Source organism: Nocardia sp. NBC_01377, from assembly GCF_045040005.1.
In the GTDB taxonomy this organism is placed as follows: domain Bacteria; phylum Actinomycetota; class Actinomycetes; order Mycobacteriales; family Mycobacteriaceae; genus Nocardia; species Nocardia noduli.
This window is the reverse complement of the sequence record NZ_CP109566.1, coordinates 3273986-3293536: the sequence shown is the minus strand read 5'-3', so window position 1 is coordinate 3293536 and position 19551 is coordinate 3273986. Positions and strand designations below refer to the sequence as shown.

General features: G+C 71.5%; 1 protein-coding gene and 1 pseudogene. Both read left to right on the top strand.

The genetic code is table 11. From position 1 onward, the window contains the following. Positions 1 to 113 precede the first annotated feature (113 nt). Positions 114 to 5555, top strand: a pseudogene (locus tag OG225_RS15220) (SDR family NAD(P)-dependent oxidoreductase); the annotation flags it as partial. Next, complete coding sequence (locus tag OG225_RS15215) at positions 5552 to 19543, top strand: type I polyketide synthase (RefSeq protein ID WP_405182250.1); 13992 nt, start codon at positions 5552 to 5554, stop codon at positions 19541 to 19543. The pseudogene OG225_RS15220 and the gene OG225_RS15215, both read left to right, overlap by 4 nt. The last annotated feature ends 8 nt before the right edge of the window (positions 19544 to 19551 follow it).

Sequence of the window (19551 nt, the reverse complement as noted above, 5' to 3'; positions counted from 1 at the left end):
GGGGCGGTGGTGTGTCGGCGGGCTCGGCCGAGGAGCTGGTGGGCGCGCTCCGTGACGCGGTGAAAGAGACTGTGCGCCTGCGCAAGCAGGTGGCCGCGGCCCGGGAGCCGATCGCCGTCATCGGTATGGCCTGCCGACTGCCCGGTGGGGTGACCTCACCGGAGGACCTCTGGGATCTGGTGTCTTCCGGCACGGATGGGGTATCGGGTTTTCCGGCCGACCGTGGCTGGGATCTGAAGGACTTGTTCGATCCTGATCCGGATCGCGCGGGACGGTCGTATGTGCGCGAGGGTGGATTTCTGCACGATGCGGCGGAATTCGACGCGGAGTTCTTCGGCATCTCGCCGCGCGAGGCACTGGCGATGGATCCGCAGCAGCGGTTGCTACTCGAAACTGCCTGGGAAGCAGTGGAATACGCCCGAATCGATCCGCTGTCGCTGCGAGGTTCGCGGACCGGCGTCTACGCGGGGGCCATGTACCACGACTACGAACCCGCGCTGCTGGCACGGCTCCCCGCTGTCGAGGGGCAGCGCATCGCCGCTGCCACGAGTGTGATGTCGGGTCGGGTGTCGTTCGTGCTCGGGCTGGAAGGTCCGGCGGTCACGGTGGATACGGCGTGTTCGTCGTCGCTGGTGGCGCTGCACCTGGCGGCGCAGGCATTGCGCCGGGGCGAATGCGATCTCGCGCTGGCAGGCGGCGCCACCGTGATGGCCAGGCCCGCGGTCTTCGTCGACTTCAGCCGTCAGCGCGCGCTGGCCGCCGACGGCCGCTGCAAGGCGTTCGCGGCGGCGGCGGACGGCACCGGCTGGTCGGAGGGCGTCGGCGTGCTGCTGGTAGAGCGGCTGTCGGACGCGGTGGCCAACGGACATCGGGTGCTGGCGGTGCTGCGGGGTTCGGCGGTGAATCAGGACGGCGCGTCCAATGGCCTGACCGCGCCGAACGGCCCAGCGCAGCAACGGGTCATCCTGGCGGCGCTGGCCGACGCGGGGTTGACCGCCGCCGATGTGGACGCCGTGGAGGCGCACGGGACCGGCACCAAACTCGGTGATCCGATCGAGGCGCACGCGCTGCTGGCCACTTACGGTCAGGACCGGCCGGGGCGGCGGCCCTTGCGATTGGGGTCGCTGAAATCGAATATCGGGCACGCGCAGGCGGCGGCGGGTGTGGCCGGTGTGATCAAGATGATCCAGGCGATGCGGCACAGTGTGCTGCCGAGGACGCTGCACGTGGATGAGCCGTCACCGTTCGTGGACTGGGACTCCGGCGCTGTCACCCTGCTGCGGGAAGCGGTGGAATGGCCGCGCGGCGAGCGACCGCGGCGTGCGAGCGTGTCGTCCTTCGGGATCAGCGGGACCAACGCGCATGTCGTACTGGAGGAACCGGCGGTCCCGGCCTCCGCTGGTGACGACGGGTCAGCGAGCGCGCGAGTACCCGGTGGTGTGCTGTGGCCGATCTCTGCCAGCACGGAACCGGCCCTGCGCACTCAGGCGCGGCGCCTGCGCGCGCACCTGCTGGACCAGCCGCAGTGGCGTTCCGACGATATCGGCTTCTCACTCGCGACCACGCGCGCGGCGTTGCGGCATCGCGCTGTCGTCGTCGGCGACGATCACGAATCCCTGCTGGAGCAGCTGGCGATGCTGGCCGACGGGGGGACAGGTACCCGGGTCGTGCGTGGCACGCCGGTGGAGGGCGATCTCGCCTTTTTGTTCACCGGGCAGGGGGCGCAGCGACCCGGCATGGGGCGTGGACTCGCCGCCCGGTTCCCGGTCTTCGCGCAGTCGATGGACGAGATCTGCGCGGTGTTCGGTGACCGTCTCGGGCGACCGCTGCGCGAGGTACTCGATGCCGACGAGCCGGAGGCGCTCGACCGGACGATCTTCACGCAGGCGGGCCTGTTCGCCGTGGCGGTCGCGCTGTACCGATTGTTGCGGCACATAGGAATTCGGCCCGACCGCGTGGCCGGGCACTCGATCGGTGAGATCGCCGCCGCCCACGTGGCAGGCGTCTTCTCTCTCGAAGACGCGGTCACCCTCGTCGCCGCGCGGGGCAGGCTCATGCAGGACCTGCCCGAGGGCGGTGCGATGGTCGCGGCCAGCGCCGGCGAGGACGAGGTGGCGGAAATGCTGGCCGGGCAGGAGGATCGGGCCGGGATCGCGGCGGTGAACGGGCCACGGTCGGTGGTGATCTCCGGCGACGACGCGGTGGTGACCGGGATCGCGGCGCGGCTCTCGGCGCGCGGGCACCGGACCCGCAGGCTCCGGGCGGGTCAGGCTTTCCATTCCCCGCTCGTAGAGCCCATGCTGCACGAATTCGCGGCCGTGGCGACGACTCTCGGCTATCGCGCACCGACCCTTCCGGTGGTGTCGAATATGACCGGGGCCTCGGCGGGGCAGGACATCTGCACGCCCGGCTACTGGGTGCGCCACGCTCGTGCGGCGGTGCGGTTCGGGGACGGTATCCGTCACCTGCGCGGTCGTGGCGTCACCACCTATCTCGAAATCGGCCCCGACGCGGTTCTCACGGCCATGGCTCCGGAGTGTCTCACCGAGGAGGAGGCGCGGTCCTGCGAATTCGTCGCGGCACTGCGCAAGAACCTGCCGGAGGAACGGGCGTTCCACACCGCCCTGGCACGGTTGCAGGTCCGCGGCTTCGAGCCGGATTGGACCGCCATGTACACCGGCGCGCGACGGGTCGGCCTGCCCACCTACCCGTTCGAGCACAAGCGCTATTGGCCGGGCCCCCCCTCCTCCGCCGGCGGTGTGGGCGTGGGCGGGCTCGGACTCGATGTCACCGGTCACCCCTTGCTGGGGGCGGCCCTGCGCCCCGCCGATACCGACTCGCTGCTGCTGACCGGGCGGCTCTCGCCCGGCACGCATCCGTGGCTGGACGACCACCGGGTATGGGACCGGGTCGTGTTCCCCGGAGCCGGACTGGTCGAACTGGCGCTGGAGGCGGCCGACCGGGTGGGGGCCGACAGCCTCGCGGACCTGACCCTGACCGCGGCTCTCACGCTCCCCGAGAACGGCGCGGCCGACGTCCAGGTATTCGTCGCGGAGGCCGACGACGACGGGCGGCGGTCCGTGACCGTGCACGCCCGGCCCGCGCGCGTGGACACGAGCGACGACTGGACGCCGATCGCGACCGGCACGGCGGCGAGCGGCGTGACCGCCGATATCGACTTCCCGGCCGAGTGGCCTCCCACGGATGCCGAGATGGTCGATCTGACCGATCGATACGACGTGCTCACCGCGAGCGGACTGGAATACGGTCCCGCGTTCCGGGGGCTTCGTGCGGCCTGGCGCCGGGACGACGAGATCTTCGCCGAAATCGGTCTCTCCGACGACGAACTGAAGCAGGCGGATTCCTACGGGCTGCATCCGATCCTGCTCGACGCGGCGCTGCACGCCATCGGACTGGGAGTGCCGCCGGTCGACGACACGGCGCGGGTGCCGTTCGCGTGGACCGGCGTGCGCCGCTGGTCCACCGGCCCCTCGGCGGTGCGAGTCCGCATCGCGCCGGTCGGCCCGGACTCGGTCACGCTCGCCCTGACCGATCTCGCCGGACGGCCGGTCGCCTCCGTGGCATCCCTGCGTGTGCGGCCGATGACCGCGGATCAGCTGGGGCCCGCCCATGATTCGCTGTTCGACCTGCGGTGGATACCGGTCGCGACCGAACCGGTCGCGACGCCCGTCGGCGTGACCGTGGTCGGTGACGGCCTCGGGCTGGCGCGGGAGCTGATCCGCGCCGGGCATACCGTCGACGCCTATCGCGATCTCGACGCGCTCGCCGCCGCCATCGCCGCGGGAACCACCGCACCGGACGCCGTACTCGTCCCGTTCGACGGCGGTGCGGGCGAATCGGGCAATCCGGCGGCGGCCCACGCGGCTTGCCACAGGGCTCTGGCACTGGCCCGAAACTGGTTGTCGGACAATAGGTTCAGCACCGCTCGCATGATCTTCGCGACTCGCGGCGCGGTCGCCGCCCAACCGGGTGAGACCATCACCGACCTAGCGGCGGCTGGCGCCCGCGGGCTGCTGTTGTCCGCGTATACGGAGAATCCGGACCGCTTCGCCCTGGTCGACATCGACACCGAGCCGGCATCGTACCGAGCCCTGTCCGAAGTAGCGGAGGCCGATGAGCCGCAATGCGCGCTGCGGGCCGGGACGTTGCTCGGTGCGCGGCTGGAAGCCGTGTCACCGCAGGCTGCTTCGGCGTCGGCTGAGGGGAATTTCAGCGCGGTACAGACAGTTCCGATGCCGGCCTCCGTTGGCCGGTTCGCGCGCGGCACCGTCCTGGTCACCGGCGCGACCGGCGCGCTGGGACGGCTCTTCGCCCGTCACCTCGCGGCGGAGCACGGTGCCCGGCGGCTGCTGCTGGTCAGCCGCCGCGGCGGACAGGCCCCTGGGATGGGGGAGTTGTGCGCCGAGCTGTCCGAACTGGGGGCCGAGGTCGTCGTGGCGGCCTGCGATGTCGCCGATCGGGATGCGCTGGCCCGGACGCTGGACGATATTCCGGCGGCGCATCCGTTGATCGCAGTGGTCCACGCGGCCGGAATCCTCGATGACGGAATCGTCGGCGCGCTCACCGACGAGCGGATCGACGCCGTGTTGCGGCCCAAGGTGGATGCCGCGTGGAATCTGCACGAACTGACCGGTGCCGCCGATCTTTCCGCGTTCGTACTGTTCTCTTCTGTCGCAGGTGTTTTCGGCACGGCGGGCCAGGGCAGTTATGCGGCGGCGAATGCCTTCGTCGACGCGCTCGCGCGGCTACGCAGGGAACAGGGACTGGCCGCTACCGCACTCGGCTGGGGTGCGTGGGCGGAGCGCGGAATGGCGGCGACGCTGGGCGCGTCCGATCGCGCCCGCACCGCGCGCGCCGGGATCGGTGCGCTCTCCGATGCCGACGGGTTGCACCTGTTCGATACGGCCCTGCGACTCGACGCGCCGTACCTCGCGCCGATGCTGCTGGATCGGGCCTCCGTCGCGGGTGCGGCACCGCCGTTGCTGCGCGGCCTGATTCGCCACCGCCGGGCGCGGCGGGTCCGCGCGACGGCCGGCGACAGCGATTTCCTGCGTCGCCTCGCGGCTCGCACTCCGGCCAGGCAGGAGCAGGCGCTACTGGATCTGATTCGGACGGAAGTGGTTGCCGTACTGGACTATTCCGCCGTCGGCCGGGTACCGGACGGGCGAACCTTCACCGAACTCGGCGCGGATTCGCTCACCGCGCTCGAATTGCGCAACAGGCTCACCGAGGTGACCGGGCTGCGGCTGCCGCCGACCGTCCTCTTCGACTATCCGACACCGGGTGAGCTGGCCCGCGCGATGCGTGACGAGTTGTTCCCGCAGACACCGGAGGACGACGGTTTCGACGAGGCGCGTTTCCGCCGCGAGTTCGCGGCGGTGCCGATCGGCAGGCTCCGCGCGGCCGGGCTGCTGGAAGGACTGCTGGCCGTGCTCGACGCCGACCCCGGCATACCGGTGGTGGACGAGGACGCGATCGACGGTTTGGGCGTGGCGGCGCTGATTTCGCTGGCGCGTGAAGGGGTCGAGTCGTGAAGAGGTCCGAAAGGGGCGATGTCGTGCCGGGTGGTTCTTCCGAGGAGCTGGTGGGCGCGCTTCGTGAGGCGGTGAAGGAGACCGTGCGGCTGCGCAAGCAGAACCGCGAACTCGTCGACGCGGCGCGGGAGCCCATCGCGATCGTGGGGATGGGGTGCCGACTGCCCGGCGGGGTGACCTCGCCCGACGAACTCTGGGATCTGGTGGCTACCGGCGGGGACGGGATATCGGCTTTCCCCGCGGACCGGGGCTGGGATCTGGATGGTCTGTACGACGCGGATCCCGATCGTGCGGGACGGTCGTATGTGCGTGCGGGCGGATTCGTGCACGATGCGGCGGAATTCGACGCCGAGTTCTTCGGTATCTCGCCACGCGAGGCGCTGGCAATGGATCCGCAGCAGCGGCTCCTGCTCGAAACAGCCTGGGAGACAGTGGAGAACGCCGGAATCGAGCCGCGCTCGCTGCGGGGTTCACGCACCGGCGTCTACGCGGGCGCCATGTTCTACGACCAGGGGCTCGCGCTCGCGGGCGGCCTGTCGGCCATCGACGGCCAGCGGCTGGTCGGAAGTTCGGGCAGCGTCGTCTCGGGGCGGGTGTCGTTTGTGCTCGGGCTGGAGGGCCCGGCGCTGACGCTGGATACAGCGTGCTCGTCGTCGCTGGTGGCCCTGCATCTGGCGGCGCAGGCACTGCGTCGGGGCGAATGCGATCTCGCGCTGGCGGGCGGCGTCACCGTCATGTCGAGTCCCGCCGAATTCGTCGGCTTCAGTCGCCAGCGCGCGCTGGCACCCGATGCCCGGTGCAAAGCGTTCGCCGCCGCGGCCGACGGCACCAGCTGGGGTGAGGGCGCCGCACTGCTACTGGTGGAGCGTTTGTCGGACGCGGTGGCCAACGGCCGTCGGGTGCTGGCGGTGATCCGCGGGTCGGCCGTCAACCAGGACGGGACCAGCAACGGGCTCACGGCGCCGAATGGTCCTGCTCAGCAACGGGTCATCCGGGCGGCATTGGCCGATGCGGGATTGACCACGGCGGATGTGGACGCCGTTGAGGCGCACGGGACCGGCACCCGGTTGGGTGATCCGATCGAGGCGCAGGCATTGCTGGCGACCTACGGGCGGGCACGATCCGGCGAGCGGCCGTTGTGGCTGGGGTCGCTGAAGTCGAATATCGGGCATACCCAGGCGGCCGCCGGTGTGGCCGGGGTGATCAAGATGGTGCAGGCGATGCGGCACGGAATGCTGCCGCGGACACTGCATGTCGACGAGCCGTCACCGTTCGTGGATTGGGAATCGGGCGCCGTCTCCCTGTTGCGGGCGCCGGTGCGGTGGTCGCGTGCGGAGCGGCCACGTCGCGCGGGTGTGTCGTCGTTCGGGATCAGCGGGACCAACGCGCATATCGTGCTGGAGGAACCGGCGATCGGAACAACACCGGCCGGCCTGCCTGCTCCGCCGGCCGGTCCGGTTCCGCTCGTGCTGTCGGCCCGCACCCCGCGGGCACTGCGCGAGCAGGCGCGGCAACTCCTGCCGCTGGTCGGTGCCGATGCCGTGTCACCGCACGATCTCGCGCACGCCCTGGTCACCACCCGCACCGCCTTCGAACACCGGGCCGTCGTGGTCGGCGACCGGGCGCAGCTCACGGAATTGTTCCCCGCTGTCGTCGCGGGGGAGATCGGGCCGGGTTTCACCGAGGGATCAGCGGCCGACGCCGGACCCGTGGTCTTCGTGTTCCCCGGTCAGGGTTCGCAGTGGGTGGGGATGGCGCGGGAGTTGCTGGTGGAGTCGCCGGTGTTCGCGGCGCGGATGGCGGAGTGTGAGTTGGCGCTGGCTCCGTTCGTGGAGTGGTCGTTGACGGGGTTGCTGGGTTCGTCGGGTTCGTTGGATCGAGTGGATGTTGTTCAGCCGGTGTTGTTTTCGGTGATGGTGTCGTTGGCCGCGGTGTGGCGGTCCTTCGGTGTGGAGCCTGGGGCGGTGGTGGGTCATTCGCAGGGTGAGGTGGCTGCCGCGGTGGTGGCGGGTGGGCTCTCACTCGCCGACGGTGCGCGCATCGTCGCCTTGCGGAGCCGTGCGATCGCGAGGCTGGCGGGTCGCGGCGGTATGGTCTCGATCGCCCGATCCTCGGCGGACACCACCGATCTCATCGCCCCCTGGTCCGGTCGGATCGCCGTGGCGGCGCTCAACGGCCCGGCGTCGACCGTGGTGTCCGGTGACTCGGGTGCGCTGACGGAACTGCTCGACCGGTGTACCGCCGACGGCATCCGTGCACGGCGCATCGATGTCGACTACGCCTCGCACTCGGCCGACGTCGAGGAGATCCGCGCGGAGCTGTTCGCGGCGCTCGCCGGTATCGCGCCCGTCACCGCCGAGGTGCCCTTCTACTCCACGGTGGACAGCGACTGGATCGACGCGGCCGGGCTGGACGCCGGCTACTGGTACCGCAATCTGCGACAGCCGGTCGCCTTCGCACCCGCGATCCTGGCGCTGGCCGAACTCGGACATACCGCGTTCCTCGAGATCAGCGCGCATCCTGTCCTCGCCGCGAACATCGAGGACATCGCGGCCACCGTCGGAACTCCGATCGCCGCGCTGCACAGCCTGCGCCGGGGCGAGGGCGGTGTACACCGCCTGCTGAACGCGCTGGGCGAAGCCTGGGTGCGCGGCTTGCCCGTCGACTGGACCATGGCACTTGACGGCGCCGCGGCCCATCCGGTCGCCCTGCCCACCTACCCCTTTCAGCGTCGACGGTATTGGTCGGATCCGGAAATCCGCACCACCCCAGTCGATTCCGACGACTTCTGGCGTGAGCTGGAGAGTCGTTCGGTGCCGGAACTGGCGCAGGCTCTCGATATCGATGCCGAGGCGCTCGGACGGGTCCTGCCCGCACTGTCGTCGTGGCGGGCCGGGCGCGCCGCGGCGTGGCGCTATCGGATTGCCTGGCAACCGTTGTCGCTGTCGCGGGCCGCGACGGTGGGGGGGCCGGTGCTGCTCGTCGAGCCGGAGACCGGTGACGACGAGGTGGCGGCGGCGCTGACCGCCGCTGGGCTGGAACCGATTCGGCTCACCGTCGCAGGCCCCGGTCACGACCGGGCGGCCATGGCCACGCTCGTGCGCGCCGCGGTCGCGGACCGGCCTGTCACCGCCGTGCTGTCCCTGCTCGCCGACGAATCGCGCGCGCATCCGGAGCATCATGGGCTGCCGGGTGGCGTGGCGCTGACCCTGGCGCTGGCCCAGGGTTTGGGCGATGCCGGAGTCGCGGCCCCGCTGTGGTGCGTGACCCGTGGCGTCGCGACCATCGGTTCCGGTGAGGTGCCCGGCGCGCCCGCGCACGGTGCCGTCGCCGGACTGGGTCGCGTTCTCGCACTGGAACATCCGGACCGCTGGGGTGGCCTGATCGATCTGCCGCCGGTACTCGACGAACAGGTAGCGGGCCGCTTGCGCACCGTTCTGGCCGTCGTGCGCGACGAGGATCAGGTGGCGGTGCGCGCCAGCGGTGTGTACGGCCGCCGCCTGCGGCCCGTCGTGGACGGGCCGGGGGCCGGGGAGCGCTGGCCGAGCACGGGGACCGTACTGGTTACCGGCGGCACGGGCGGGCTCGGCGCTCATATCGCCCGGCGGCTGGCCGCGAGCGGAGTTCCGCATCTGCTGCTGCTCAGCCGGCGCGGGCCGCAGGCTCCCGGCGCGCAAGCGCTTCGGGAGGAATTGGGCCGTGCGGGCGCGGCCGTCACCTTCGGCGCGTGCGATGTCGCCGACCGGGCGCAGCTCGCCAGCGCGCTGGCCGGGGTTCCCGCGCGCTGGCCGCTCACCGCGGTGTTCCACGCGGCCGGAATTCTCGATGACGGCATGGCCGACGCCATGACCCCGGCCCGGCTCGACAGCCAGCTGCGGATCAAGCTCACCGCCGCCACTCACCTGCACGAGCTCACCGCCGGTCATGACCTGTCCGCCTTCGTGCTGTTCTCGTCGCTGATGGGCACGATCGGCGGTCTCGGCCAGGCGAATTACGCTGCCGCCAATGCCGCACTCGACACCTTCGCCGCCGCGCGCCGGGCCGATGGCCTGCCGACGACCTGCGTCGCGTGGGGGATGTGGGCCGGCGCGGGCATGGTCGATCAGCGCGACGCCGATCGATTGGGCAACATCGGGGTCCGTGCCATGGACCCGGACGCCGCGCTACGCGCGCTGGGACGAATCCTGGCCGACGACGATGCGGAGACGATCGTCGCCGATGTGGACTGGTCCCGCCTCGCCACCTCGGGAAGGACGCGGGGCCTCGCGCTGTTCGGTCAGCTGCCCGGCGCCGCGCCCGCGCCCGCCGATTCCGCCGATTCGCCGCTGGCACACCTCGGCTCGCTGCCTGCGGCGGAACGGACCCGCCAGCTCACCGGTCTGATCGGTGAACTCGCCGCGCGGGTGCTCGGACACGACGCCGCGGATACCATCGACGCTCGAAAAGCCTTCGTGGAACTGGGGTTCGACTCGCTCAGCGCGGTCGACATGCGCAACCGGCTCGCCCGCGCCACCGGACTGAGACTGCCCACCACGATCCTGTTCGACCATGCCACCCCGCAGGCGCTCGCCGCCCACCTGGCCGCCGAATTCGGCGAACCGGATGCGGCGGTGCGACCGGAGGCGGCGGTGGCCGGGGCGGTGACCGTCACGGACGAGCCGATCGCCATCGTGGGAATCGGTTGCCGGTTCCCCGGCGGCGCGCACGGACCCGATGCGTTCTGGCGAGTGCTCGCCGAAGGCCGCGACGCTATATCGGACTGGCCGGAGGATCGCGGCTGGGATATCGGTCGGCTCTACGATCCGCGTCGCGAGCGGCCGGGAACCACCTACAGCACGCTCGGCGGCTTCCTGCCCGACGCCGCAGGCTTCGACGCGGCCTTCTTCGGCATCTCGCCGCGTGAAGCACTGGCCATGGACCCGCAACAGCGCATCCTGCTCGAAACCTGCTGGGAGGCTGTCGAACACGCCGGTATCGAACCGGGCACGCTGCGCGGCGGCTCGGTCGGTGTCTTCATCGGCACCAACGGCGGCGACTACTCGGCCCGTATCTCGGGCTCCCCGGACGACACCGAGGGACATTTCCTGACCGGCAATACCGCCAGCGTGCTGTCCGGTCGCCTCTCGTACACGTTCGGGCTCGAAGGTCCCGCGCTGACCGTCGACACCGCCTGTTCCGCCTCGCTGGTGGCGTTGCACCTCGCCGTGCAGGCTCTGCGCCGCGGCGAGTGCGAGCGCGCGCTGACCGGCGGCGTCACGGTCATGAGCACGCCGTCGCTGTTCCTCGAGTTCAGCAGGCAGGGCGCACTGGCCAGGGACGGCCGGTGCAAGGCGTTCTCGGCCGACGCCGACGGCACCTCCTGGTCGGAGGGCGCTGGTGTGCTCATGCTCGAACGGCTGTCCGACGCCCGACGCCTCGGCCACCGGGTGCTCGCGCTCGTCACCGGCACGGCGATCAACCAGGACGGTGCGAGCAACGGTCTCACCGCCCCGAACGGCCTCGCCCAGCAACGGGTGATCCGCGCCGCCCTCGCCGACGCCGGCATCTCCGCCGCCGAGGTCGACGCGGTCGAGGCGCACGGCACCGGCACCAGACTCGGCGATCCGATCGAAGCGCGAGCGCTCCAGGCTGTCTACGGTGACCGGCACAGCGAAACCCGGCCGCTGTGGCTCGGATCGGTGAAATCCGCGATCGGCCACACGCAGGCCGCCGCCGGTGTCGCGGGCGTGATCAAGATGGTGCTCGCACTGCGGCACGCCGAACTACCGCCGACCCTGCACGCGCGGGTGCCGAGTCCGCATATCGACTGGAGCACCTCGGGGCTGCGATTGCTGACCGAGCCCACCGCGTGGTCGCGGACGCAAGGCCCGCTGCGGGCGGGTGTGTCCGCCTTCGGCATCAGCGGCACCAATGCCCACGTGATCCTCCAGGAAGCCCCGGGGGACGGGGACACGGAACTGCCGGGGATCGAGGGCGAACCCGCCGCGCTGCCCCTGGTGCTATCGGCGGCCACTCCGGAAGCACTGCATGCCATGGCTTCCCGCCTCGGCGCGCATATCGGCGGTCATCCCGATCTCGCCGTCGCGGATATCGCGCACACGCTCGCCACCGCGCGTGCCGGGCTCCGCCACCGTGCGGCGATCCTGCAGGCGGGCGACCGGGCGGTGCGGGAGGCACTCGCGGGACTCGGCGACGGCGCCCCCGCAAGTGCCGTGATCACCGGCATCGCCCCGGGGAACGGGCAGCTGGCCTTTCTCTTCCCCGGTCAGGGCAGCCAGTTCGCCGCGGCCGGTGCGGAGTTGTATCGCGCCGATCCCGTATTCGCCGAACTGCTGGACGAGGTGCTCGCGCATTTCGCACCGCACCTCGACCGTCCCCTGCGCGAGATCATGTTCGCCGCGGACGGCACCGACGCGGCCCTCCTGCTGGATCGGACCCGGTATACCCAGCCCGCGCTCTTCGCCGTGTCGGTGGCGCTCTCGCGCCTGCTGGAGCGCCGGGGCGTCCGGCCGGACCTGCTCATCGGACACTCCGTCGGCGAAATCGCCGCCGCTCATGTCGCGGGCGTACTCGCCCTGCCCGACGCGTGTGCCCTGGTCGCCGCGCGCGGACGACTCATGGACGAACTGCCCGACGGTGGCGCGATGTTCGCGGTCGAGGCGACCGAGGACGAGGTCAGCGTACTGCTCACCGACGACGTCGCGATCGCGGCTGTCAACGGGCCGAACGCGACTGTGCTGAGCGGTGGCGGCGAGGCCGTGGCGGCCGTCGCGGAACAACTGCGCGCGCGCGGCCGTCGCATCCGGCGGCTCCCCGTCAGCCATGGGTTCCATTCCGCGCGAATGGAACCCATGCTCGACGAGTTCCGCCGGATCGCGGCATCGTTCACCTACGCCCCGCCGCGACTCACGGTGATCTCGAACCTGACCGGCGCGCCCGCCGCCGCTGACGAACTGTGCACCGCCGACTACTGGATCAGGCACGCGCGCGGCACGGTGCGCTTCCGCGACGGCGTCGGCGCGCTGGTCCGCGCGGGGGCGACCACCTTCCTCGAGGTCGGGCCCGGCGGCGTCCTCTCCGCGTTGCTGGCCGAATGCCTGCCGGGAAACCCCGCCGGTGCGGTATCGACCCTGCTCCCGAAGGGGCGCGACGAGTCCCGATCGTGCACCGCCGCGCTGGCCGGACTGTATGTGCGCGGGATCCCGGTCACCTGGCCGACGGCGGGCAGGCAGGTCGACCTCCCGACCTATCCGTTCGAGCACACCCGGTTCTGGCCCGCCGCTCCGGTCACGGCGGCGGGCGGTGAGTGGGATCTGTTGCGGGACAACAATGCACCGGCGCTGGCGTCGCTGCTGGATATCGACGTCGACACGCCGCTCGATCGGGCGCTGCCCGCGCTGGCCGCATGGCGCGCCAGGGCCGAGCGGGAATCCCTGGCCGCGACCCGGCGCTACCGCGTCACCTGGGAGCCGCTGACCGCCGCGGCCCGATACCGGCTGACCGGCCGGTGGACGCTGCTGGTCCCGACGGCCGCCGAGCTCGCTGCCGCGCAGCCCGGAACGGAGGCCGCAGCCGTGTCTGTGGAGATTACCGCCGGGTCGGCGGTGGCGGAGACCGTGCGGGCGGTGGCGGAGATGTTCGCGACCCATAGTGCCGAGCTGACCGTCCTCGACGTCGGCGCCGGGACGACCCGCGTGGAACTCGCCGATCGGCTGCGCGATGCGGCACCGGCGGGAGTACTGTCGCTGCTCGCCCTGGGGGCGGACCCGCTGGCGTCGACCCTGCGGCTGGTACAAGCCGCGGGGGATACCGGCGCGGATCTCCGGCTGTGGTGTGTCACGTCCGGTGCTGCCCAGGACTCGTGGCCGGTGCCGGAACAGGCGGAGATCTGGGGTTTCGGCCGGGTCGCCGCGCTGGAGAGTCCTGGTGTCTGGGGTGGGCTCGTCGACCTGCCCGCGACCGTGGACGACGCTGCCCGGGCTCTGCTCGCGACCGTGATCTCCGGCGGGCTGGGCGACGAGGATCAGCTCGCGATCCGGCCGTCCGGGCTGTTCGGCCGCCGCCTCGTCCGGGCCGTACCGAGCGTGATGACGGATCGGGCACGCTGGATGCCGACCGGCGCCATCGTGATCACCGGCGGCACCGGCGGGATCGGCGCCGAGATCGCTCGTGACCTGGCCGCCGACGGCGCCGAGCACCTGGTCCTCGTCGGTCGGCGCGGGCCTGCCGCCCCCGGCGCGGCGGCGCTCGCCGCCGAGCTGGAACGCACGGGTGCCAGAGTCACGGTGGCGGCCTGCGATATCACCGATCGCGCCGCCGTCGCCGCACTGCTGGAGGCGTTGCGAGCGGCCGGTGATCCGCCGCGCGCCGTCTTCCACGCGGCGGGCGCGGTGGCTGTCACCCCGATCGAGGACCGAACCGCCGATGATCTGGCGACCGAGCTGGCCGCCAAGGTCATCGGCGCGTCGCACCTCGATGACCTGCTCGACGGGGAACCGCTGGAGGCATTCGTACTCTTCTCATCGATCGCCGGGATTTGGGGTAGCGGGGGGCAGAGCGGTTATGCGGCCGCCAACGCGCACTTGGACGCGCTGGCCGCACGCCGCCGCGCCCGTGGACTGCCCGCCACCTCGGTGGCCTGGGGTCCGTGGGCCGGCATCGGAATGGCGAGCGGTGACGCGGGCGCCACGTTACGCAGGCACGGATTGATCGGACTGGAACCGGGCGTTGCCGTCGCGGCACTGCGGCAGGCCATCACCCTCGGCGACACCAATGTGGTCGTGGCCGAGGTGGACTGGGCACGGTTCGCGCCGACGTTCACCACGGGCAGGCCCAGCCCGCTGCTGCGCGGCATTCCGGAGGCCACGTCGGTCGGCGCCGGAGGCGACGTCCAGCGCGATACCGCCGACGGGTGGCGGGATCGGCTCGTCGGTCTCGGCGAGTCCGAACAGCGTGATCTGCTGCGGGAATCGGTGAATCTGGAGGTCGCGAGGGGACTCGGTCACGATGCCGGTCACGCGTTCGATCCCGAGCGGCCACTGCGCGAACTCGGCTTCGACTCCCTGACCACCGTCGAGGTCCGCAACCGGCTGACCGCCGTCACCGGACTGACACTGCCCGCCTCGCTGCTGTTCGATCACCCGACCATCGCCGCGCTGAGCGCACATCTGCACGCGCTGCTGACCGACAGTGCGACCGCCGCGTCCGCGACGGTCGCCGCAACCGCGGCCGATCCGTCGGAGCCACTCGCCGTCGTCGCCATGGCCTGCCGTTTCCCGGGCGGAGTGCGAACGCCCGAAGACCTGTGGGAGCTCGTCGTCGGCGAGGTCGACGCACTGTCGCCGATGCCCGCCGACCGCGGCTGGGACCTGGGCGCGCTCTACCATCCTGACCCGGACAACCCGGGCACGAGCTATGCCACCGGCGGCGGATTCCTCACCGATGCGGGCGATTTCGATGCCGCGTTCTTCGGGATCTCGCCACGGGAGGCGCTCGCGGCCGACCCTCAGCAGCGGCTGCTGCTGGAGACCGCGTGGGAGGTGCTGGAACGCGCCGGGATGGATCCGCTGCGGCTCGCGGACAGGACGGGCGGTGTCTTCGTCGGCGTCGCCGGACAGGGGTACGGCTCCGGGTCGACCTCGGCCGATGTCGAAGGGCATCTGCTCGCGGGCACCGTGACCAGCGTCGCCTCCGGGCGCATCGCCTATCAGCTCGGACTCGAGGGCCCCGCTGTCACACTCGATACCGCCTGCTCCTCCGGACTGGTCGCCCTGCACCTGGCCGGGCAGGCGCTGCGATCGGGGGAGTGCTCATTCGCCCTCGTCGGCGGGGCGGCGGTAATGGCGGTACCGGATGTCTTCGTCGAATTCAGCAGGCAGCGCGGTCTTTCCGCGGACGGTCGCTGCCGCTCGTTCGCCGAGACGGCGGACGGCACCGGCTGGGGCGAGGGCGCGGGCATGCTGCTGGTCGAGCGGCTGTCCGACGCGCGCCGCCACGGTCACCCTGTGCTCGCGGTGATCCGCGGCAGCGCCGTCAACCAGGACGGTACTTCCAACGGCCTCACCGCACCGAACGGACTCGCCCAGCAGCGGGTGATCCGGCAGGCGCTAGCCAATGCTGGACTGGAGGTCTCCGATATCGACCTGGTGGAAGCGCACGGGACGGGCACCGTGCTCGGTGACGTGGTCGAGGCACAAGCGCTGCTCGCCACCTACGGCGCCGACCGCAGGGGCCGGGGACCGCTGCGATTGGGTTCGCTGAAATCCAATATCGGCCACACCCAGGCCGCCGCCGGTGTGGCGGGCATCATCAAAACCGTGCAGGCCATGCGGCACGGCCTGCTGCCCCGCACGCTGCACATCGACGAACCCACCTCCCGCGTCGACTGGTCCGGGGGCGAGGTCGAACTACTGACCGAGGCATTGCCATGGGAGACCGACGGACGCCCGCGTCGCGCCGGGGTCTCGGCATTCGGGATGAGCGGTACGAACGCGCACGTTCTGCTCGAAGAGGCGGTTCCGGGCCGACGTTCCGCCGGGTCGCGCGGCGGGCAGGTCGCTGGGGTGCCCGGCGAGGAGTTCGCCGCCGTGCCAGGCGAGATCGCGGACCCGGTGCCCTGGATGCTCTCCGCGCGCACCGAGGCGGCGTTGCGGGGGCAGGCCATCCGGTTGCGCGACCATCTGATCGCCGAACCGGATCTCGAAATCTCGCAGGTGGCAAGGGAATTGACGCTGCGGTCGGCCTTTCCTGTCCGCGCCGTCGTGGTGGGGGCGAATCGGGAATCTCTGCTGCGGTCGCTGACCGATCTCGCCGAGAATCCGGCCGCGCCGGGGGTTGTACGAGGTGCGGCCGGGACGGGCCGTACGGCGTTCGTTTTCCCGGGGCAGGGTGCGCAGTGGCGGGGGATGGCCGCCGAATTGCTCGGCACCGAACCGGAATTCGCCGCGAGTATCGCCGAATGCGAAGCGGCGCTCGCGCCGTGGGTCGACTGGTCGCTCACCGACGTGCTGTGCGACCGGCCGGGCGCGGCCTCGCTCGAGCGAGTCGACGTCGTGCAGCCCGCGCTGTTCGCCGTGATGGTGGCGTTGGCCGCTCAATGGCGTGCCGTCGGTGTGCGTCCCGATGCCGTGATCGGCCACAGTCAGGGGGAGATCGCGGCGGCGTGTGTCGCCGGTGTGCTGTCGCTCGCCGACGCGGCCGCGATCGTGGCCCTGCGCAGCGGAGTGCTGCGCGGTCTGTCGGGTGCGGGTGCCATGGTGTCGCTGGCGGTCGGGCGGCAGCGCGCGGAGCAGCTGATCGCCGCGCAGGGTGACAGCGTCGGTATCGCCGCTGTCAACGGTCCGGCCGCCGTGGTCGTCGCGGGAACGCCGCGGGCATTGGCCGTGCTGCTGGCCGATTGCGAACGCGAGGGTGTCCGTGCCCGCGAGATCCCGGTGGACTACGCCGCGCATTCCGCTCAGGTGGAGCGGCTCCGGAGTGAATTGCTCGACGCGCTCGCCGATATCCGGCCGCGAGCCGGTGAGATCCCGCTCTACTCGACGGTGACCGGCGAACGTGTCGACGGGGCGACGCTCGACGCGGACTACTGGTATCGGAACCTTCGAGCGACCGTCGAATTCGACAGCGGCACCAGAAATCTGCTCGACACCGGCATCACCAGATTCCTCGAGATGAGCCCGCACCCGGTGCTCACGGCCGCGATCGAGGACACCGCGGAGGAGACCGGCCGCACCGTCACCGCCATCGGCTCGCTGCGCCGCGACGACGGTGGCCGCCGACGCCTGCTGACCTCGTTGAGCGCGGCATGGTGCGACGGTGCGAGTGTGTCGTGGGGCCGGGTATCCGCGCTGGGCGGCCGACCAGCGGACATCGATGACGCCGCGCGAAGCAAGCCCGCCGTGCCGCTGCCCACCTATGCGTTTCAGCGCGAAAGGTTCTGGCTGCCGTCGCCGGGCCGGTACACGCTCGCGCGCGGCGGTACGCCCGCGACCGCCGACCAGGGCACGACCTACCGGATCGGCTGGCAGCCGGTCTCCGATCTGCCCGGTGGACGCCTTTCCGGTGATTGGCTGCTGCTGGTGCCGTCCGGCCGTCCGGAGCATCCGGCGGTCGAAATGTGTGCGCGGGCGCTGCGCCGCGCAGGCGCACGGCCCATCACGGTCACTATGGCGACCGACTTGCTGGGGACCGATCTACTGAGGACCGATGCGCTGGCGACCGATGCGCTCGGGTCTGGCTCCGAACACACCCTGCCGCGACAACCAGCGGGAATCGTCTCCTTACTCGGACTCGACGAGAACCCGGCCCCCGGCCGCCGCGCCGCGCCCGCCGGGCTGGTCGCGACCGTGGAGCTGCTGCGGGTACTCGAAGCGCGAGGTGTCACGACACCGTTGTGGTGCGTGACCACCGGCGCGGTCGCCGTCGGCGAAGACCCCCCGGCACACGCGGATCAGGCGTGCCTGTGGGGGCTGGGCCAAGTCCTGCTATTGGAACAGGAGCCGCGCTTCGCGGGTCTGCTCGACCTACCGGCGACGGCCATGGACGAATTCGCCGACCGGGTGGCGCGGGTGCTGGCGGGCGGCCACGGTGAGGACCAGATCGCGCTCCGATCCACGGGAACGTATGCGAGGCGCTTGCGGCGCAACGACATATCCGACGGGCCGGTGCGCCGCGACTGGTCGCCCGCAGGTGGCGCTGCGGTGATCACGGCTGGCATGAGCGATCTGACGGCAGAGCTGGCCCGATGGCTGGCCGCGGCGGGTGCCACGCACATCCTGATCACCGGCGGTGGCCGGACCGACGACACCGCTCCCGACGTGCAGCGCGAAATCGAGACGCTCGGCAAGGAACTGGCGGAACTGGGCGCGAGCCTGAGCGTGGTCGATCGTGCCGCGGCCGATCCGGACCTGCGGGCCGAGCTGGCCGGTGCGCCACCTGTCCGCATCGTCGTGCATTCGGCGGTGCCGGATGAGCCCGGCGCGACCGTCGCCGCGCTCACCGCCGACGAGATCGACGACACCGTGCACGCGGCGCTGGCGGCGGTGCGAAACCTGGAGGCGCTGAGCGTATCCGGCGACGCGACCTTCCTCGTGCTGACCGCCCTGAGCGGTATCTGGGGTGCGGCCAGGCACGGCGCGGCCACCGCCGCGTGCGCGGCGGTCGGAGCCAGGCTGAGTCAGCGCCGCGCGCGGGGGGCCCACTCGCTGGTTGTCGCGCTCGGTGGCGGGGACACCCGGTCGGTGGCGACCGAACGGCCGATGTCCGCCGGGACCGTCACCGCGATCCTGGGGCGGCTGCTCGACCGCGACGAGGCCGACGGTTTCGTCGCCGATATCGACGTGGAACGGATCATCGCCGCGGTGCCGAGCCGACGCGCTCTCGGCCTGATCCGGGAACTGCCGGAGGTCGTGCGGGCACTGGGCGAGCAACCGGCGGCGGATGTCGCGCCCACCGCGCTGGCAGGCCGGTTGGAACCGCTCGACGTCGCGGCACGGCACCGGATGCTGCTCGATCTGGTCACCGGTCACGCGGCGGCGGTACTCGGTCACAGCGACCGCTCGGCCGTCCGGCCGGAGCAGGCGTTCGCGGACAGCGGATTCGACTCCATGCTCGCCGTCCAGTTCCGCAACCAGTTGCGCACCGCCACCGGGGTGGCGCTGCCAGCCACGGTGGTCTTCGACCACCCGACGCCGCGCGCGCTGGTCGAGGTGCTCTACGCCGAGCTGTGCTCCGATACCGCGGCAGGTACGCGGGCGCTCACCGAACTGGAGCGCCTCGAGTCGGCGCTCACCGGTCTCGGCCCTGACGTACCGGGCGGGCTGGAGATCGGTATCCGCCTACAGCAGCTCGTCCGCCGGTGGACCGAGTCCACCGCACCCGCCGCGGATGCGGACACGCTCGAATCCGCCACCGCGGACGAACTCTTCGACCTTCTCGACAGCAACTACGGCGACAGCAACTACGGCGACAGCAACTACGGCCAGGCCTGAGGACGGAC